General features: G+C 63.6%; 17 protein-coding genes. 13 read left to right on the forward strand and 4 right to left on the reverse strand.

The window, feature by feature from the left end:
* Positions 1-89 precede the first annotated feature (89 nt).
* The 5 genes from ABMA46_RS13235 (at position 90) to ABMA46_RS13255 (ending at position 6,320) form a co-directional block, all read left to right on the forward strand.
* Entirely contained in the window at positions 90-2,651 is a 2,562-nt protein-coding gene (locus tag ABMA46_RS13235; RefSeq protein ID WP_348999972.1) for a GcvT family protein, read from the forward strand.
* 109 nt (positions 2,652-2,760) lie between these two features.
* Entirely contained in the window at positions 2,761-3,606 is an 846-nt protein-coding gene (locus ABMA46_RS13240; RefSeq protein ID WP_348999974.1) for a DUF1194 domain-containing protein, read from the forward strand.
* Between the two features lie 131 nt (positions 3,607-3,737).
* The gene (locus tag ABMA46_RS13245; RefSeq protein WP_348999975.1) at positions 3,738-4,688 is read left to right on the forward strand and encodes an ABC transporter substrate-binding protein; all 951 of its coding nucleotides are present in this window, start codon (positions 3,738-3,740) and stop codon (positions 4,686-4,688) included.
* Between the two features lie 76 nt (positions 4,689-4,764).
* Positions 4,765-5,538, forward strand: coding sequence for an ABC transporter permease (locus tag ABMA46_RS13250; protein ID WP_349000150.1), 774 nt, complete (start codon positions 4,765-4,767; stop codon positions 5,536-5,538).
* The gene (locus ABMA46_RS13255; protein WP_348999976.1) at positions 5,535-6,320 is read left to right on the forward strand and encodes an ABC transporter ATP-binding protein; all 786 of its coding nucleotides are present in this window, start codon (positions 5,535-5,537) and stop codon (positions 6,318-6,320) included. The genes ABMA46_RS13250 and ABMA46_RS13255 overlap by 4 nt, the downstream gene beginning before the upstream one ends.
* 33 nt (positions 6,321-6,353) lie before the next feature.
* Here ABMA46_RS13255 and ABMA46_RS13260 read toward each other — a convergent pair whose 3' ends face one another.
* The 3 genes from ABMA46_RS13260 to ABMA46_RS13270 all read right to left on the reverse strand — a co-directional run bounded on the left by ABMA46_RS13260 (position 6,354) and on the right by ABMA46_RS13270 (position 8,262).
* Entirely contained in the window at positions 6,354-7,292 is a 939-nt protein-coding gene (locus ABMA46_RS13260; protein ID WP_349000151.1) for a GlxA family transcriptional regulator, read from the reverse strand.
* A gap of 334 nt (positions 7,293-7,626) precedes the next feature.
* On the reverse strand, positions 7,627-7,761 hold the full coding sequence (locus ABMA46_RS13265; RefSeq protein ID WP_348999977.1) for a hypothetical protein: 135 nt from the start codon (positions 7,759-7,761) through the stop codon (positions 7,627-7,629).
* Positions 7,762-8,073: 312 nt separating this feature from the next.
* Positions 8,074-8,262 (reverse strand): hypothetical protein, encoded by a 189-nt coding sequence (locus ABMA46_RS13270; RefSeq protein WP_348999979.1) that lies wholly within the window; start codon positions 8,260-8,262, stop codon positions 8,074-8,076.
* A 147-nt stretch (positions 8,263-8,409) separates the two neighbouring features.
* Between ABMA46_RS13270 and ABMA46_RS13275 the strand changes: the two genes are divergently transcribed.
* A complete protein-coding gene (locus ABMA46_RS13275) occupies positions 8,410-9,309 on the forward strand; it encodes a LysR substrate-binding domain-containing protein (protein ID WP_348999981.1) in 900 nt (299 codons plus the stop codon).
* Positions 9,310-9,453: 144 nt separating this feature from the next.
* Here ABMA46_RS13275 and ABMA46_RS13280 read toward each other — a convergent pair whose 3' ends face one another.
* Entirely contained in the window at positions 9,454-11,283 is a 1,830-nt protein-coding gene (locus ABMA46_RS13280; protein WP_349000153.1) for an LTA synthase family protein, read from the reverse strand.
* A 341-nt stretch (positions 11,284-11,624) separates the two neighbouring features.
* Here ABMA46_RS13280 and fabD point away from each other — a divergent pair, with 341 nt between their 5' ends.
* The 7 genes from fabD to gmk all read left to right on the forward strand — a co-directional run bounded on the left by fabD (position 11,625) and on the right by gmk (position 17,964).
* The gene (gene fabD / locus ABMA46_RS13285; protein WP_348999982.1) at positions 11,625-12,566 is read left to right on the forward strand and encodes an ACP S-malonyltransferase; all 942 of its coding nucleotides are present in this window, start codon (positions 11,625-11,627) and stop codon (positions 12,564-12,566) included.
* Positions 12,567-12,615: 49 nt separating this feature from the next.
* Positions 12,616-13,353: a 3-oxoacyl-[acyl-carrier-protein] reductase gene (gene fabG, locus ABMA46_RS13290; protein WP_348999983.1), complete on the forward strand. Its 738-nt coding sequence runs from the start codon at positions 12,616-12,618 to the stop codon at positions 13,351-13,353.
* 197 nt (positions 13,354-13,550) lie between these two features.
* Positions 13,551-13,787: an acyl carrier protein gene (locus ABMA46_RS13295; RefSeq protein ID WP_006203723.1), complete on the forward strand. Its 237-nt coding sequence runs from the start codon at positions 13,551-13,553 to the stop codon at positions 13,785-13,787.
* 34 nt (positions 13,788-13,821) lie between these two features.
* Entirely contained in the window at positions 13,822-15,084 is a 1,263-nt protein-coding gene (fabF, locus tag ABMA46_RS13300) for a beta-ketoacyl-ACP synthase II (protein WP_348999985.1), read from the forward strand.
* A 97-nt stretch (positions 15,085-15,181) separates the two neighbouring features.
* On the forward strand, positions 15,182-16,387 hold the full coding sequence (gene mltG, locus ABMA46_RS13305; protein ID WP_348999987.1) for an endolytic transglycosylase MltG: 1,206 nt from the start codon (positions 15,182-15,184) through the stop codon (positions 16,385-16,387).
* A gap of 26 nt (positions 16,388-16,413) precedes the next feature.
* Positions 16,414-17,304, forward strand: a complete 891-nt coding sequence (locus ABMA46_RS13310) for a YicC/YloC family endoribonuclease (RefSeq protein ID WP_348999989.1) — start codon at positions 16,414-16,416, stop codon at positions 17,302-17,304.
* Positions 17,305-17,352: 48 nt separating this feature from the next.
* Positions 17,353-17,964: a guanylate kinase gene (gene gmk / locus ABMA46_RS13315; RefSeq protein ID WP_348999990.1), complete on the forward strand. Its 612-nt coding sequence runs from the start codon at positions 17,353-17,355 to the stop codon at positions 17,962-17,964.
* Positions 17,965-17,984: the final 20 nt, after the last annotated feature.

Genomic DNA, 17,984 nt, shown 5'->3' on the forward strand with positions numbered 1-17,984 from the left:
GCGCCGGCGCCGCCCTCTGCATAGTGTGCGCCGAACGGGACGGTGGACGATGCCCTCCCGAAGGCATGAGAGCACTCGGAGCAGGCGCGATGGCAGAGTTTCCAAACAAGGCGAAGGTTGTCATCGTCGGCATGGGCGGCATCGTCGGCGCCTCCGTCGCCCATCATCTGATCGAGCGCGGCTGGGACGACATCGTCGGCATCGACAAGTCCGGCATCCCAACCGATATCGGCTCGACCGCGCACGCCTCGGACTTCTGCTACACGACCAGCCACGATTACATGTCGGTCTGGACGACCCAGTATTCGATCGATTTCTACGAGAAGATGGGCCATTACGCCCGTGTCGGCGGGCTCGAAATCGCCCGCGCCGGCGACGCGACCTGGATGGAGGAGATCAAGCGCAAGGTCAGCTCGGCCAAAGCCTTCGGCACGCGTGCCCGTCTCGTCACACCGGCTGAGATCAAGGCGCTCTTCCCGCTGATCGAGGAAGACAAGGTCATGGGCGGCATGTTCGATCCCGACGCCGGCCTCGTCGTTCCGCGTTCGCAGACGGTTGCCGGCAAGCTGGTCGACGCGGCCGAGAAGGCCGGCAAGCTCAGGGCCTTCGCCAACACGCCCGCGACCTCGCTGATCGTCGAGGACGGCCACATCAAGGGCGTCGTCACCCATCGCGGCACCATCATGGCTGACTATGTCGTCGTCTGCGCCGGCATCTGGGGCCGGCTGATCGCCGAAATGGTCGGCGAGGATCTGCCGGTAATGCCGGTCGACCATGCGCTGACTTTCTTCGGCCCGTTCGATGAATTCGCCGGCACCGGCAAGGAGATCGGCTATCCGCTGCTGCGCGACCAGGGCAACTCCGCCTATATGCGCGACACCGGCGACCCGAAGACCACCGAGGGCGGCCAGATCGAGTGGGGCTATTACGAGACCGACAAGCCGCGTCTCTGCCATCCGCGCGACATTCTCGAGAAGAACGAGGCACGGCTGTCGCCTTCGCAGCGCGACCTCGACATGGAACAGATCATGGAGCCGCTGGAGCGGGCCATGGAACTGACGCCGATCCTCGGTGAACTCGGCTACAACGAGAGCCATTCCTTCAACGGCCTGCTGCAGGTCTCCGCCGCCGGCGGTCCGTCCTGCGGCGAGAGCCAGAAGGTGAGGGGCCTGTGGTACTGCGTCGCCATCTGGGTCAAGGACGGCCCCGGCTACGGCAAGCTGATCGCCGACTGGATGACGGACGGGCGCACCGAGATCGACCACAACGGAATCGACTATTCGCGCTTCTACCCGCACCAGCTTGAAGAAAAATTCATCGAGGGGCGCACCTACGAGGCGGCGCAGAAGATCTATTTCCCCGCCATCCACCCGCGCGAACCCTACGCCACCGGTCGCAACGTCAAGCGCTCGCCCTTTTACGAGCGCGAGAAGGAACTCGGCGGCTATTTCATGGAACTCGGCGGCTGGGAGCGTGCGCATGGCTACAAGGCCAACGAGCACCTGCTGGAAAAATACGGCAACCGCGTCCCAGTGCGCGAGAACGAATGGGATAACCGCCATTTCTGGCGCGTCTCCAATGCCGAGCATCTGGCGATGAGCGAGGATTGCGGCATCGTCAACCTGTCGCACTTCCACATGGTGGACATCGCCGGACCGGACCATGTTGAACTGCTCGAATGGCTGTGCGCGGCCAAGATCGGCGGCGACAACAACATCGGCAAGGGCATCTACACCCACTTCCTCGACGACGAGGGCATGGTGCGCGCCGACTTCACCGTCTTCCGCATGGCCGACCGCTGCCGCCTCGTCAACGGCGCCGATGCCGGCCCTCGCGACTTCCACTACATGAAGCGCGTCGCCGAGGATCGTGGCCTCGACGTCACCGTCACCGATGTCTCGGAAAAATTCATCACCATCGGTGTCTGGGGACCGAACGCTCGCGCCACGCTGAAAAAGGTGGTGGCGGATCCGGCCGGGCTCGACCCCGAGAACTTTCCCTTCGCCGCTATCAAGCCGATCGAGATCGCCGGAAAGCCTGTCACCGCTTTCCGCATCTCCTACGTCGGCGAGCAGGGCTGGGAACTGCACATGAAATACGAGGACGGCCTCGCTGTCTGGGACGCGCTGCGCGCCACAGGCGTGATGGCCTTCGGCGTCGAGACCTACGCCAATTCACGCCGCATGGAAAAATCGCTGCGTCTCCAGAACGCCGATCTTCTGACGCAATACAACCTCATCGAGGCCGATCTCGCCCGCCCGAAGGTCAAGGAGGCCGATTTCCGCGGCAAGGCCAAGCACCTCGAATACAAGGCGCGTGACCACCAGCCGGCAATGCTGTGCACGCTGGTGATGACGGACAACCGCGACGCCGGCGGCGTGCCGCGTTATCCGGTCGGCTCCATGCCGGTCATCGATCCCGTGACGGGAGAGACGTTGGTCGACGAACTCGGCCGCCGCTCCTACACCACCTCGGTCGCCTACGGTCCGACCATCGGCAAGAACATCGCGCTGGCCTACCTGCCGTGGGCTTACTGCCAGGAGGGCAGGAAACTCCAGGTCGAGTATTTTGCCGAGACTTATCCGGTCGAGGTCGTCGCCGTGGGTTACAGGCCGCTCTACGATCCGGAGAACCTCAAGCCGCGAAGCTGAGGATAGTCGCAGCCAGGGACCTGAAAGGCTTTGGTGCCCTCCGGATCGTGACCGTGACGGCGGCCGTCGGCACCGTTTCCTATGACGGCGGTTTGCCGTATCCTTGGCCATGTCCCGTCGGGTTCCTTCATGGTGGATCGCCTTGGGCGGCGCGCTGCTCGCCCTGTCGCCGTCGAGCGCCCAAGCGGTCGAGCCTGTTGATGTCGAACTTGTCCTTGCGGTCGACGTTTCCCTTTCCATGTCGCTCGCCGAGCTGGAAATCCAGCGCCGCGGCTATGCCGCCGCGCTGACCCATGACACGGTTCTCCAGGCGATCGCCGACGGCGCTTACGGCAGGATCGCGGTCACCTATGTCGAGTGGGCCGGAACGACCACGCAGCGCGTCGTCGTGCCCTGGACGGCGATTTCCGATCGCGCCGACGCCGAGCGCGTGGTGGCGGGAATGTCGGCGCGGCCGCCCGGCAGCGCGCGCCGCACCTCGATTTCGGCTGCGCTGGAGTTCGCCGGCGACCTGTTCGCCGAAAGCGGCTTCAAGGGGATGAAGCGGGTGGTCGACATCTCGGGCGACGGATCGAACAACCAGGGCGGCCCCGTCGCGGCGGTACGCGACCGGCTGGTCGGCGAAGGCATCACCATCAACGGCCTGCCCCTGATGACAACCGGCGGCTATGCCTCGATCTTCGACGTTCCCGATCTCGACCGCTACTACAGCGATTGCGTCATCGGCGGGCCGGGCGCGTTCATGGTGCCGGTCAACGACTGGCCGCAGTTTCCCGAGGCCGTCCGGCGCAAGCTGGTGATGGAACTGGCCGGTCCCGGCTCGCCGCGCCGCTCGGCCGAGGTGGCTGCACAGCCTCCGGTGCTGCTGGCGGCGGACGGGCCGGCGGTCGATTGCCTCGTCGGCGAGAAGATGTGGCGCAACCGTACCTGGATGTATGACGACGGCAACCGCTGACAGTTGCGAAACCGTCTGCTTCCCGCTGCCGTGGCATCACCTTTCCCTTCTGGCGCAACATCACCTTTCATTGACAACGCAAATCGCGTCTGTGACAGAATTGGGAAAACACAGCCTACAGGGGAACCACCATGAAAATTCGCACTCTTCTCGCCGCGGCCGCCATGCTGGTCGCAGGGGCGGCGATGCCGGCCGCCGCCGCCACCCAGGTCACCATCGGCATCAGCGGCTGGACTGGCTTCGCGCCACTTACGCTGGCCAAGGAGAGCGGTATCTTCGAGAAGCACGGTCTGGACGTGACCTTGAAGAAGGTGCCGCAGGCCAGCCGCCCGTTGGCGATTGCCAGCGGTGACCTGCAATGCGCCGCGACCACCGTTGAAACCTGGATCGTGTGGAACGCCAGCGGCGTCACTACCAAGCAGATCTTCCAGCTCGACAAGTCCTATGGCGCCGACGGCATCGTGGCGCGGCCCGACATCAAGACCGTGGCCGACCTCAAGGGCAAGACCGTGGCGTCCTCGGCGCCGGGAACCTCGCCCTACTTCCTGCTCGCCTGGGTGCTGAACAAGAACGGCATGTCGACCAAGGACGTGAACGTGGTCAATCTCGAGCCGGACGCGGCCGCGCAGGCTTTCCTCGCCGGTCAGAACGACGCGGCCGTGACCTACGAGCCGTTCATCTCCGCCGTCCGCGACAAGCCAGACCAGGGCCACATCATCGCGACCACCCTGGACTATCCGATGGTGCTCGATACGGTCGGCTGCACACCGGACTTCCTCAAGGCCAATCCGGATGCCGCCAAGGCGCTCGCCGACAGCTACTTCGAGGCGTTGGACGCGATCAAGAACGATCCTCAGAAATCCTACGAGATCATGGGCGCGGACGTGAAGCAGTCGGCGAAGGAATTCGAGGAGTCGGCCAAATACCTGAAATGGGCCGACAAGGCGGAGAACAAGCAGTTCTTCACCAAGGATTTCATCGATTTCTCGAATACCGCATCTGACCTGTTGCTCGGCATGGGCCTGATCAAGGAAAAGCCGGACGTCTCGACGCTGGTGGATACCAGCGCCGTTTCCGACTAAGAAACGCACGGCAATCTTGCGCGGCGGCGTCTCGGGCGCCGTCGCTTCCTTTTCAACGACAGGGTTTTTGCAAATGATGCGCCCCCTGCATCCGGTTTCCCCGGGCCTTCGCGCCTTGTTGGGAATCTCGTTTTTCGTGATCTTCGTGGCTTTCTGGGCGTGGTTGACGTTCGGTGGGCACGTCAACCGCATCTTCCTCGCCGATCCGCTGTCGATGTTGCGCGACGGCTGGCGGCTGCTGGTCGAGGACCGCTTCTGGCTCGATATCCTGATTACCATCTGGCGCGTCTTCGGCGGCTTCCTGATGGCGACCGTCGTCGCGGTGCCGCTCGGCATCGCCATGGGCGCGTGGAAGCCGGTGGAGGCGTTCCTGGAGCCGTTCGTGTCGTTCGCCCGCTACCTGCCGGCGTCGGCGTTCATTCCGCTGCTGATCCTGTGGGCCGGCGTCGGTGAGTTCGAGAAGCTGCTCGTGATCTTCGTAGGCTCGGTCTTCCAGGTCATCCTCATCATCGCCGTCCATGTCGGCAATACGCGGCGCGATCTCGTGGAGGCTGCCTACACGCTCGGGGCTTCGGATGGCGGCATCGTGCGACGCGTCATCATGCCGGCCAGCGCGCCGGCGATTGCCGAGACGCTCAGGCTGGTACTCGGCTGGGCCTGGACCTACGTGATCGTGGCCGAACTGATCGGCGCGTCATCGGGCATCGGCTACATGATCATCAACAGCCAGTCGCGTCTGGCGACGGGTCAGATCATCTTCGGCATCATCGTCATCGGCCTGATCGGTCTTCTTTCCGACTTCGCCTTCAAGGCGCTCAACCGCCGGCTCTTTCCGTGGAGCCTGGCATGAGCAAGCTCAGGATCGAGAATGTCAGCCGTACCTTCGCCGGCGTGCATGGGGGCGACGCGGTGAAGGCGCTGCAGCCGACCGATCTGGAGGTTTCGGCCAACGATTTCATCACCATCCTCGGCCCGTCAGGCTGCGGCAAGTCGACCCTGCTGCGGATCGTGGCGGGGCTGGACCAGCCGACCACCGGACGCGTGCTGCTGGACGGACGCCCCGTCACGCGGCCGGGGCCGGATCGCGGCATGGTATTCCAGTCCTACACACTGTTTCCGTGGCTGTCGGTAGGCGAGAACATCGCCTTCGGCCTGCGCCAGAAGGGTGTGCCCACCAAGCAGCAGCGCGAGATCGTCGCCAATTATATCGACCTCGTGGGGCTGCGCGGCTTCGAGAACCATTGGCCGAAGCAACTGTCCGGCGGCATGCAGCAGCGCACGGCGATCGCCCGCGCGCTCGCCAACGATCCCGAAATCCTGTTGCTGGACGAACCCTTCGGCGCGCTCGACAACCAGACGCGCGGCCTGATGCAGGAACTGCTGCTCGGCATATGGGAGCGGGAGAAGAAGACGGTGCTGTTCGTCACCCACGACATCGAGGAGGCGATCTTCATGGCCTCGCGGGTGGTGGTGATGACGGCGCGGCCAGGGCGCATTAAGTCCGACGTGCCGGTCGACCTGCCGCATCCGCGTCATTATACGGTGAAGACCAGCCCGGAATTCTCCGCCCTAAAGGCGCGGCTGACGGAAGACATCCGCGTCGAAACCATGCGGACGGTGGAAGCGGCGTAGCCTTTCCCTCACCCCGTAAACGGGGAAAAGAAATTACGCCGCCAGCAACTGCTTCCTGTCCACCCGCTCCTGCTGCGGTGAGCGGGCGTATAGCTCGCGGTAGCATTTCGAGAAATGCGACGCGGAAACGAAGCCGCACGCGACGGCTACCTCGACGACCGGCATGGACGACTGGATCAAAAGGTGCCGTGCCCGGTCGAGCCGGATTTCCAGATAATAGCGGGCAGGGGAGCGGCCCATCTCGGTGCGGAACAGGCGTTCGATCTGCCGGCGCGACAGATCGACATGATCCGCGATCTCGATCAGCGACAGCGGCTCGGCCAGATTCGCCTCCATCAATTCGATGATGGCCAGGACCTTGGAATTCTGCACCCCGAGACGGGCGCGCAACGGCAGGCGCTGCCGGTCGGTCGGGCTGCGCACCCGGTCGGTCAGCACCTGCTCGCACACCCGGTTGACCAGGCTCTCGTCGAAATCGTCGCCGATCAGCTTGAGGATCATGTCCAGCGCGGCGGTGCCGCCGGCGCAGGTGTAGATGTTCTGGTCCACCTCGAACAGGTCGGCGAAGACATTGGCCTTCGGGAAAGCCTCCTGGAAGCCCGGCAGGTTCTCCCAGTGGATGGCGCAGCGCTTGTTGGACAGAAGACCGGCGGCGGCCAGCACATAGGCGCCCGTGCACAGGCCGCCGATGGCGACGCCGCGGTTGTATTCCTCGCGCAGCCAGGCGAACACCGATTTGTTATGATAGCGGTCGACATTGATGCCGCTGCAGACGATCGCCATCGACGGCCGGTCGGGGCCAGCCATCTTGCGGCGCTCGTCATCGAGCGAGGAATGGACGGCGCATTCCACGCCGTTGGAAGCCCGCACGGGCTTGCCGTCTATGCTGGCGAGTCTCCACTTGTAGGCCTCGTAGCCCAGCATCCTGTTGGCCAGCCGCAAGGGGTCCAGCGCGGTCGCAAACGCGACCATCGTGAAGTCGGGAACGAGGAAGAAGACGAACGACCGTTTGACCGGATCCTTGATAGCGTTCACGAGTGACCCTCACCAGCCAATGACGCGAATTGAACGTCGCTATCAGCATAGCGTCATCAGGAAAAACCTTAGCTGTCAATCGGGTAGGCGGCTCACGACAGATTAAATTTGCGACATGGTTCATTGAGGGGTCGCAAATCGGCAACCGTCGCGCACGTCGATCCCGGCCGGCGGAAAAATGCCGCGGACGCACAAAGGCCGCCCCGATCTGTCATCGAGGCGGCCATGTCATGATCGGGGCCGCAACGAAGCGTACGGCACCAGATTCGGCTTAGGCGACGAAGCCCAAACGGGCAGCGGCGACGGCGCCGGTCTGGCCGGGCATCGTGCGGGAAAGGCGCTGGCGTTCCATGACGGTGGTCATGTTGCTTTCGCGGCGGGCGAAGAAGCGGCTGAACAGCTTCATATCAATCTCCATTCGGTTGCTCAGACGGGTCGCCTTCGCGTTATGGAGTGGGGCCGGCTCGTTGATTGGCCTGCATATAGGCCTGCGCGGTTCGCCGTGAAATCGCAAATGCGAAGCGCTTGATATGAAAAGCGACATGCGACATGTCGCTCATGGTCGATTTGGGTGAATCACCTGTGTTTACAGGCAGGTAGCCAGGTTGCGGCAAGCCATGCGGCCGGTTCACATGCGCCATGCAGGCAAGGCGGGTCTCGATGGAGGCAATAAAAAAGCCCGCCGGACGGCGGGCTTCTCAACACACACTGTCACAGGTCATTTCGCGCCGGCCCAATCATGAACGCGGTTGAAGAGGGTAGTGTTTGCACCGCGCGCTTCCGGCCAGCCGATATCCTTCTGCAACTCGATCGGAAGGGCATAGATGGCGCGTTCCGTCCGGTAGCGCGTCCTCGCGGCGTTGAATTCGCTGGCAATCCGACCGATGGTCGACAGGATCGTTGACATGGTCTTCCTCCTTGGTTGGCGGCGGCTTGCCGCTACGGCGGGTCGCGTTCGCTGTCGTCTATTGACAGGAACCATATGAGCTCGGATTGACGTTCAATCAAACGAAATGGTATGATGTTTTCTATCAGAAAAATTGAAAGGTGAAGCGTGAACGCTCCTCTCAATCATCCCCTTCCGCTGCTCGATCTGGATGTTCTGCGCACGTTCGTGGCCATCGCCGAGACCGGCAGCTTCACCACCGCGGCGACGGCGGTCTACCGCACGCCGTCGGCCGTCTCCATGCAGATCAAGAAACTGGAGGATATCCTCGGTCGTTCGGTGTTCGCCCGCGATGCGCGCTCCGTGTCGTTGACGACCGACGGCGAGATGCTGCTCGGCTATGCGCGCCGGCTGCTGGCGATCAATCGCGAGGCGGTCTCCAAGTTCATCGTGCCCGACATCGTCGGCGTCGTGCGACTGGGCTCGCCGGATGACTATGGCGAGCGGGTTCTGCCGCATGTCCTCAAGCGTTTCGCCCAGTCGCATCCGGCGATCGCGGTGGACGTGACCATCGACCAGTCGATCAATCTCAGGCGGCGCATGGACGACCGGGCGCTCGACATCACGCTCTTGACCAATTCCTATAAGGCCAGCGCCATCGGTGCCGAAGTGCTGCTGACGGAGCCGATCGTGTGGGCGGGCGCCAAGGGCGGCTGCGCCCATCTGCGTGACCCCATGCCGATATCGGTCTGGGAGGAAGGCTGCGCATGGCGGGCAGGCGCGCTGGAGGCCCTGGGCCGCGAGGGTCGCAACTATCGCGTCGCCTATATGAGCGCGCATACGGCCGGCCAGCGCGCCGCGATCATGTCCGACCTGGCGATCGCGCCCCTGCCGCGCTCGTTCCTCGGAAGCGACATGGTTGCGCTCGGTGCCAAGGACGGCTTGCCCGAGATCGGCAACTACAGTCTGGCGATGGTCGTATCACCGGAAGCCAGCGCGCCGGTCAAGTCGGTCGCCGACCATATTCGCACGACATTCGAAGTGTTCAGGGAAACCGGAAAGTTCTGAAGCAACGCCTGCGCCGTCAGGCTCGGGCTTATCTCGGGTATTCGCTCGACGATTGACCTGTCGACAACCGAATTCACCGGTGTGCGGAGGTTTTCGGTCTCCGGCGGCCCAAAGCCGCGTCCAGAAGGCGTCGGTGAAAACCGCTCAGCTCGTATGAGCGATTAGCTTGTCGACCGTTTCGGGGAAGAACTCGGCCGCGCCGCGACGCTTGCCGAACATCATGTCGTACTGGAGATAGCGGAAATCGCGGACCATCGGGTCGATCTTCTTCTGACGCGCCCAGTCCATCACCGCTTGCCCGTCCGTTTCCAGCAGCATGTTGCGGTCGACCACCGCATAGTGCTTCTGCAGGTCGCCGAGGAAGCCGGTGTAGTAGGGGTGGGTGATACCTGCCGTCTTGAGGATATGATAGGGCAGGAAGGCCGGGCTGACCGGTCCGAGATCCTTGACCGGTCCCGTCTTGTTCGACCAGATCACCAGCGGCGTCTCGTGGTGCGGCTTCATCTGCTCGGCCGGCTCGCGGCGCGGCGCGACATTGTCTTTCAGGAAGCCGGTTTCAACATAGACGGGACCGAGCGGCGGCAGGTGGTCGCCGAAGAAAGCAATGACCGTCGGGCGCTTGCGCGCCTTGGCCCATTCCACCAGTCTCTCGAGACCCTTGTCGGCGTCCGACGCGCCCTCGGCGTAGCTAAGCAGCGAGGCGCATGCCCAATCGCTGATCGGTGCCTCGACGGTGTGCGTTGTGTCCGAATAGCGGTGCGGCTCGTAAGGGCCGTGATTCTGGAGGCTGACGGCGAAGAAGAAGAACGGCTTCTCGGTGGCGTCGGCTTCCTTGATGATCTCGTCCGTCATCGCGGCGTCCGAGGCGAGCGGCCCACGCTTCTGCATCGGCGGCAGCGTCTCTTCGGACTTGAAGTCGTCGAAGCCGAAGTCGGCGTAGACGTTGGTCCGGTTCCAGAACCAGTTGGTGCCGGGGTGGATGGCACGCGCCTCGTAGCCTTCGCTCTTCAGGAAGTTGGCAACAGATGGGATCGGCGCGCGCACATATTGCTGGTAGGGAATGCTGCCGGTGGGCAGGAATGCGTTCGAAAAACCTGTCAGCGTCTCGAATTCGATATTTGCGGTCATGCCGCCGAACTCGGGCGAAAACATCGAGCCCGAGCGCAGCGACCTGACGTGCGGAATGGGATCGGGCGTGATCGACACGCCCGGCAGTTGCGTCGGATCCCAGAAGGATTCGCTCATCACGATGATGATGTCGGGCTTTTCCGCCGGCATCGACGGTGCGACCCTCGGTTTGGCGATTGCGTCAATGGCCTTGGCGGAATAGCCGGAGGGCGCGCCGACATGCGCCATAGGCACGTTGAGCGCAAAGGCGAGTGCGAAACCGTTGGAAGCGTAGTTTTCCTTCTGGTCCCACATCATGGGGATGATCTGGAGGCGGTCGCGCGTCCACGAAAACGTCGCGTAGTCCATGATCGAGACGAAGAAGGCCAGCATCGGCAGGCAAAGCGCAAGGCGCGCCAGTCTGCCCTTATAGGTCAGGCGCGGCATGCGTCGGCGCCATTCACGCCATGTGTAGACGAGAAGCGCAAGCCCGGCGACGATGCCGACAGCCATGGCGACGGCGGTCCATGGACGTTCACGCACAAGCAACGGCATGAGATCGACGATCTGGCGCGCATAGAGGAAATCGGTTGGATAGAGCGGGTCGCCAAGATAGTGCGACTTCTGGTGGCCGACGAAAGCCAGCGACAAGGTCAGCGGCGCGACGACCATCAGTCCCTGATACCTGCGGCCAAGGATGGCATCCAGCGCCACCAGAATAAGCGTGAAAAGGATGACGGTCGTCCATCCTGGTTTGAAGGGTTGCAGGAAGAAACCGACCGTAGCAGCGAAATCGCCACGGAAAATCAGCTCGATCAGGAAGACGAGAACGGCCGCGGCAAGGAGCGAGACAAGGGCGTAGCCCAGTCCGGCCCTGAATGATGCCCACGTGCCGGAGGCTGAAAATTCAGCGTCGGCGACTGGCGGATGCGCCCGATGGCGGGTGTCTTTTTTCCGTTCCAATTCCAAGCCCTCAGCCGTGAAAAGCGTCACGGAACCGTCATCTCAATGTCATATCAGCCTAAAGGTTGCGGCAAAATTGGGAAGAGCCGGCAAAAGATTCGTGTTCGGTTTTAATCATGAGTGATCGAAAAAGCTCTTTTGAAACAGGTGGGTTAGCCTTTCAGCTCTTCGAGGCCGCCGGGGACGGGGCTTGACTTGCAAGGCCGCCTTGGTCACACGCAGGGCGATCGAAAACGGGGCGTAACATGGCCATCGCATTTACATTTCCCGGACAGGGCAGCCAGGCGGTCGGCATGGGCAAGGACCTTGCCGAGTCATACCCGGAAGCGCGCAGGGTCTTCGAAGAGGTCGATGAAGCGCTCGGCGAGAAGCTGTCGAAGCTCATCTGGGAGGGGCCGGAGGAAACCCTGATGCTGACCGCCAATGCGCAGCCGGCACTGATGGCGGTTTCGCTGGCGGCCATGAGGGCCTTGGAATCCAGGGGGTTCTCCCTGAAGGACAAGGTCGGCTACGTCGCCGGTCATTCGCTGGGCGAATATTCCGCGCTCGCTGCCGCGGGATTCGTCTCCATCGCCGACGCGGCCCGGCTCCTGCGCATCCGCGGCAACGCGATGCAGTCGGCCGTCCCGGTGGGCGAGGGGGCGATGGCCGCCATCATCGGGCTGGAGCAGGCCGACGTGGAGACGGCCTGCGCCGAGGCCGCGCAAGGGGCGGTGTGCCAGGTCGCCAATGACAATGGCGGCGGGCAACTCGTCATTTCCGGCGCCAGGGCCGCCGTCGAGCGGGCAGCCGCGCTGTGCAGCGAAAAGGGTGCCAAGCGCGCCCTGATGCTGCAGGTCTCCGCGCCCTTCCACTCGGCGTTGATGCAGCCCGCCGCCGACGCCATGCGCGAGGCGCTGGCGGGCGTGGCGAAGAATCCGCCGGTCGTGCCTGTGGTGTCCAATGTGTCCGTGACCCCCACCAGCGATCCGGAAACAATCGCCGCGCGTCTGGTCGAGCAGGTCACCGGACGGGTGCGCTGGCGCGAGACGGTGGAATGGTTCGGCGCCGAGGGCGTCACCACGCTCTACGAAATCGGAGCCGGCAAGGTGCTTTCGGGATTGGCGCGGCGTATCAATCGCGATATCGCGGTAGCCAATGTCGGCGCGCCCGCCGATGTCGATGCAGCTCTGGCGTCGCTCGGCTAGGCATCTGGATTGACTTCTCCCTTATGAGGGAGCGATCGAGGAGAAAAAAATGTTCGACCTGACCGGCCGCAAGGCGCTCGTCACAGGCGCATCCGGGGGCATCGGCGAGGCGATCGCGCGCATCCTGCATGCGCAGGGCGCCATCGTCGGGCTGCATGGCACTCGGGTCGAGAGACTGGAAGCGCTGGCAGGCGATCTCGGTGAGCGGGTCAAGCTGTTTCCGGCCGACCTCTCTGACCGGGATCAGGTCAAGGCGCTCGGCCAGAAGGCGGAGGCCGAACTGGAAGGCGTCGACATTCTGGTCAACAACGCCGGCATCACTCGCGACGGACTGTTCGTCAGGATGTCCGACGAGGACTGGGACGCCGTGCTCGACGTCAATCTCGGCGCCGTCTTCCGGCTGACGCGGGAACTGACGCATCCGATGATGCGCCGCCGTCACGGCCGCATCATCAACATCACCTCCGTGGTCGGCGTCACCGGCAACCCGGGCCAGGCCAACTACTGCGCCTCCAAGGCCGGCATGATCGGCTTTTCCAAGTCGCTGGCGCAGGAGATCGCCACCCGTAACATCACGGTCAATTGCGTGGCGCCGGGTTTTATCGAATCGGCCATGACCGGCAAGCTGAACGACAAGCAGAAAGAAGCCATCATGGCCGCCATCCCCATGAAGCGGATGGGAACAGGCGCCGAAGTGGCTTCGGCCGTCGCCTGGCTGGCCTCGGACGAGGCGGGCTACGTGACGGGGCAGACCGTTCACGTCAACGGCGGAATGGCCATGATCTGAGCGTCGCGCGAGGGCTTGGGAAAGGCCATTTCGCCTTGGACAGTGCCGCCTTTTCGTGTATTGCGACCCGCAACCTGGCGACCCGGCACCAGACTTCGGCGTTCGCCCGGCGATTTCAGCAGGACTATCTTTGCCCTTGATTAGCGGCATTGTGGCCGCTAACGAAGACAGACATAACATCAGACGAGGATGCCCACATGAGTGACACCGCAGAGCGCGTCAAGAAGATCGTTATCGAGCATCTTGGTGTGGATGCCGACAAGGTAACCGAACAGGCGAGCTTCATCGACGACCTTGGCGCGGACAGCCTCGACACGGTCGAACTCGTCATGGCGTTCGAGGAAGAATTCGGCGTCGAGATTCCGGACGATGCGGCGGAGACGATCCTCACCGTCGGCGATGCCGTGAAGTACATCGACAAGGCTTCGGCCTGACGCCTGCGAATCGCATCCGCGGGATAGGCATGTGATGCGGCGCGTCGTCGTAACGGGCCTTGGGCTCCTTTCGCCGTTCGGCATGGGCTTCGAGCACAGCTGGCAACAGCTGCTCACGGGGCGCAGCGCCGCGCGGCGCGTGACGGAGTTCGAGGTCGACGACCTGCCGTGCAAGATCGCCAATGTCATCCCGCGTGGCGATGGCGCCGGGGGCACCTTCAACCCCGAGACGGTCCTGGAGCCGAAAGAGCTTCGCAAGATCGGCGACTTCATCCTCTACGGCATCGCGGCCGCGGACGAGGCGTTGCGGGATTCCGGCTGGGTTCCGCAGACCGAGGCGGATCGTTGCGCGACCGGCGTGATGATCGGCTCCGGCATCGGCGGCATCGAGGGGATCGCCGAGAACGCTCTGCTCATGCAGGAACGCGGCCCGCGCCGCATCAGCCCGTTCTTCATTCCCGGCAACATCATCAATCTGGTGTCCGGCCAGGTGTCGATCAAGCACGGGCTGAAAGGCCCGAATCATGCCGTGGTCACCGCCTGTTCGACGGGCGCGCACGCCATCGGCGACGCGGCGCGGCTGATCCAGTTCGGCGACGCCGACGTCATGGTGGCCGGCGGTGCCGAAGCCGCCGTCACACGTCTGTCGCTGGCCGGCTTTGCCGCCTGCCGCGCGCTCTCTACGGACTACAACGACACGCCGGAGAAGGCGTCGCGACCGTATGACCGTGACCGCGACGGCTTCGTCATGGGCGAGGGCGCCGGCGTGGTGGTGCTGGAGGAACTCGAGCACGCCAAGGCGCGCGGCGCGAAAATCTACGGCGAGGTCGTGGGGTACGGGCTGACGGGCGACGCCTACCATATCACCGCACCTGCAGAGGACGGCGACGGTGCTTTCCGCTGCATGACTGCGGCGCTGAAGCGTGCCGGCCTGACGCCGGGCGATGTCGACTATATCAACGCCCACGGCACGTCGACCATGGCCGATACGATCGAACTCGGCGCCGTCGAGCGCCTCGTCGGGGACGCTGCCTCGAAGATATCGATGTCGTCGACCAAGTCCTCTATCGGCCATCTGCTTGGCGCGGCCGGTGCCGCAGAAGCCATTTTCTGTATCCTGGCGATGCGCGACAACATCGCGCCGGCGACCATCAATCTCGACAACCCCGAGCGGGAAACGGCCATCGATCTCGTTCCGAACAAGCCGAGGCAGCGGCGGATCGATGTCGCTCTGTCGAACTCCTTCGGTTTCGGCGGAACGAACGCGTCGCTGGTTTTCAAGCGTTACGATGGGTGAGGCCGGGCGGTTTCCTGCCGGTCCGGCTGTCAATTTCGCCATATTCGCTTCTACTGTTCCGGAGGGGATTCGTGGAACAATCGAACGGTAGCGCGTCATGAACAGCAATCCACCGAATGATGGTGAATTCGGACAGCGTCCGGTCCCGCCCACCACCATCGTGCCGAAATCGGCCAGCGAGGCGTTGCGCCCGGAGGCCGGCACGCCGCCGCCCGGCAAGCGCTCGCGCGCGTCGCGCAGCCAGATCATCGTGTTCATGAACTTTGTCGTCTCCTGCGTCATGCTTCTGGTGCTGGCGGCTGGTGTGGCGCTTTATTTCGGCAAGCAGGAATTCGTCGGGCCAGGCCCCTCGCAGAGCGGCGACACCTTCGTGGTCAAGCAGAACAGCGGCGTGGCGGAGATCGCCACGCAATTGGAGAGCCGCGGGCTGATCAGCAATTCGAGGATTTTCCGGCTTGGTGTCCGCGCCTACGGCAACGACCAGGCGCTGAAGGCCGGTGAATACCGGATCAAGCCGCACGCCTCGATGCGCGACATCATGGACCTTTTGAAGAGCGGCAAGTCGGTGATGTATTCGCTGACGATACCGGAAGGCCTGACCGTCGAGCAGGCGTTCGAGAAGATCGCGTCGCAGCCGGAACTCGACGGCGACATGCCGGCCAGCCTCCCGGCGGAAGGAAGCCTCGCCACCGATACGCTGCGCTTCACGCGCGGCGCCACTCGCCAGGAGATGGTGGACAAACTGCTCGCCGATCAGAAGAAGCTGGTCGCCGATATCTGGGCCCGCCGCTCGCCGGACCTGCCGCTGGCGAATGTCGACGAGTTCGTGACCCTTGCGTCCATCGTGGAAAAGGAAACCGGCAAAAGCGACGAGCGCTCGCGCGTCGCCGCCGTCTTCCTCAACAGGCTGGCGAAGGGAATGCGGCTGCAATCGGACCCGACGATCATCTACGGTCTGTTCGGCGGCAAGGGAAAGCCCGCCGACAGGCCGATCTACCAGTCCGACATCGACAAGCAGACACCCTACAACACCTATCAGATCAACGGGTTGCCGCCCACGCCCATAGCCAACCCCGGTAAGGCCGCGCTGGAAGCCGTCGCCAATCCGTCGAAGACGGACGATCTCTACTTCGTCGCCGACGGCAACGGCGGCCATGTGTTCGCCGCCACGCTGGAGGAGCATAACCAGAACGTCGCCCGCTACCGTGCCTTGCAGAAGAAGCAGGCAGAGGAGGCGAAGCAAAATGGAGCGCAGGCACCGGCCGAAGAGGGCGCCGGGACCGGGGTGCTGCCTGTCCAGTGACGGCGGGCGGAAAATAAGAGGGGCACATGAACCTGCAAAGCATGACGGGCTTCGCCCGTGCGGTGTCCGATCATGACGGCGCGGCGATCGCCTGGGAGGTAAAATCGGTCAACGGCAAGGGGGCGGAAGTTCGCCCCAGGCTGCCACCCGGCTGTGAGCGCCTCGAGCCGCAGGTGCGGCAGGCCATCCAGAAACGTTTCGCCCGCGGCAATTTCCAGGCTGCGCTGACGCTCGGCCGCGGAGCGGGCGCGCAGGCTGTCCCGATCGTCAACGAGGCTTTTCTCAAGGATCTCGCAGGCCTCGCACAGCGCTTGCAGGAGCAATTCAATACCGCGCCGGCCACGGCGGACGGCCTTCTGGCGCTGCGGGGCGTGCTGGAGGTTCCCGACGCAATCGAGACAGAGGAAGCGCGCGCAAGCCTCGACCGGGCGATCGAGGCCACGCTCGACAAGGCGCTGGAAGGACTGGAACAGGCGCGTCTGGCCGAGGGAAAGGCGCTGGGCTCCCTGCTTTCCGGTCATCTGGATGCCATCGAGGCGCTGACGCTGCGCGCCGAGGCCGATCCGTCGCGCGAACCGTCGGCGATCCGCGAGCGCATCGCCGAGCAGGTCCGGTTGCTGATGGATGCAAGCGCCGGCCTCGACGAGGCGCGGCTCAATCAGGAAGCCGCCTTCCTCGCCACCAAGGCCGACATCCGCGAGGAAATCGACAGGCTCAAGACCCATGTCGCCTCTGCCAGGACGCTGCTGTCAGGAGGCGGCGCGATCGGCCGCAAGCTCGATTTTCTGGCACAGGAATTCAACCGCGAATCGAATACCTTGTGCTCCAAGTCGAACGCCGCGACGGTGACCGCCATCGGCCTGGAGCTGAAGGCGGTGGTCGACCAGTTCCGTGAGCAGGTCCAGAATCTGGAGTGACTGATCTTGGCCAAGGACGCCGGTTCCCGCATTCGCAGGCGGGGTTTGATGCTGGTCTTGTCGTCGCCGTCGGGCGCGGGCAAATCGACCATTGCCCGTAACCTGATCGAGAGCGATCAGGCTTTCGAACTGTCGGTCTCCGTGACGACGCGGGCGCGGCGCGGCAGCGAGATCGACGGCATCCACTACCATTTCCGCTCGCGGCGTGAGTTCGACATCCTGCGCGACAACGACGAACTGCTCGAATGGGCCGAAGTTCACGGCAATTTCTACGCCACGCCGCGCGAGGCGGCGGAAACGGCGATGGCCGAGGGGCGCGACATGCTCTTCGACATCGACTGGCAGGGCGCCAAGCAGCTCAAGGAAAAGATGCGCGGCGACATCGTCTCGATCTTCATCCTGCCGCCGTCGATGGCCGAACTGAAAGCACGGCTCAAGCGCCGGGCCGAAGATCAGGAACAGGTCATCGAGACGCGGCTGAAGAATGCGCGCGACGAGATCGAGCATTGGACGGAATACGACTTCGTCGTGATCAATGACGATCTCGACCGGGCTTTCGGCGAGGTGAAAGCGATCGTGACGGCGGAACGGCTACGCCGCGACCGCAGGCCGGGCCTTTTCGACTTCGTTTCAGGGCTGCTGGACGAGAAGACGGAATAGTTTTTCCTTCTCCCCGCAAA

This window comes from Mesorhizobium hunchu (genome assembly GCF_040081975.1).
Classification (GTDB): Bacteria; Pseudomonadota; Alphaproteobacteria; order Rhizobiales; family Rhizobiaceae; genus Mesorhizobium; species Mesorhizobium hunchu.

Bases quoted from the DNA above. Each gene is read 5' to 3' on its own strand.
- ABMA46_RS13245 (WP_348999975.1), top strand. From the start codon at position 3,738: ATGAAAATTCGCACTCTTCTCGCCGCGGCCGCCATGCTGGTCGCAGGG.
- gmk (WP_348999990.1), top strand. From the start codon at position 17,353: ATGCTGGTCTTGTCGTCGCCGTCGGGCGCGGGCAAATCGACCATTGCC.
- mltG (WP_348999987.1), top strand. From the start codon at position 15,182: ATGAACAGCAATCCACCGAATGATGGTGAATTCGGACAGCGTCCGGTC.
- ABMA46_RS13310 (WP_348999989.1), top strand. From the start codon at position 16,414: ATGAACCTGCAAAGCATGACGGGCTTCGCCCGTGCGGTGTCCGATCAT.
- ABMA46_RS13250 (WP_349000150.1), top strand. From the start codon at position 4,765: ATGCGCCCCCTGCATCCGGTTTCCCCGGGCCTTCGCGCCTTGTTGGGA.
- fabF (WP_348999985.1), top strand. From the start codon at position 13,822: ATGCGGCGCGTCGTCGTAACGGGCCTTGGGCTCCTTTCGCCGTTCGGC.
- ABMA46_RS13235 (WP_348999972.1), top strand. From the start codon at position 90: ATGGCAGAGTTTCCAAACAAGGCGAAGGTTGTCATCGTCGGCATGGGC.
- ABMA46_RS13240 (WP_348999974.1), top strand. From the start codon at position 2,761: ATGTCCCGTCGGGTTCCTTCATGGTGGATCGCCTTGGGCGGCGCGCTG.
- ABMA46_RS13260 (WP_349000151.1), bottom strand. From the start codon at position 7,292: ATGGTCGCGTTTGCGACCGCGCTGGACCCCTTGCGGCTGGCCAACAGG.
- fabD (WP_348999982.1), top strand. From the start codon at position 11,625: ATGGCCATCGCATTTACATTTCCCGGACAGGGCAGCCAGGCGGTCGGC.
- ABMA46_RS13270 (WP_348999979.1), bottom strand. From the start codon at position 8,262: ATGTCAACGATCCTGTCGACCATCGGTCGGATTGCCAGCGAATTCAAC.
- ABMA46_RS13255 (WP_348999976.1), top strand. From the start codon at position 5,535: ATGAGCAAGCTCAGGATCGAGAATGTCAGCCGTACCTTCGCCGGCGTG.
- ABMA46_RS13295 (WP_006203723.1), top strand. From the start codon at position 13,551: ATGAGTGACACCGCAGAGCGCGTCAAGAAGATCGTTATCGAGCATCTT.
- ABMA46_RS13265 (WP_348999977.1), bottom strand. From the start codon at position 7,761: ATGAAGCTGTTCAGCCGCTTCTTCGCCCGCCGCGAAAGCAACATGACC.
- fabG (WP_348999983.1), top strand. From the start codon at position 12,616: ATGTTCGACCTGACCGGCCGCAAGGCGCTCGTCACAGGCGCATCCGGG.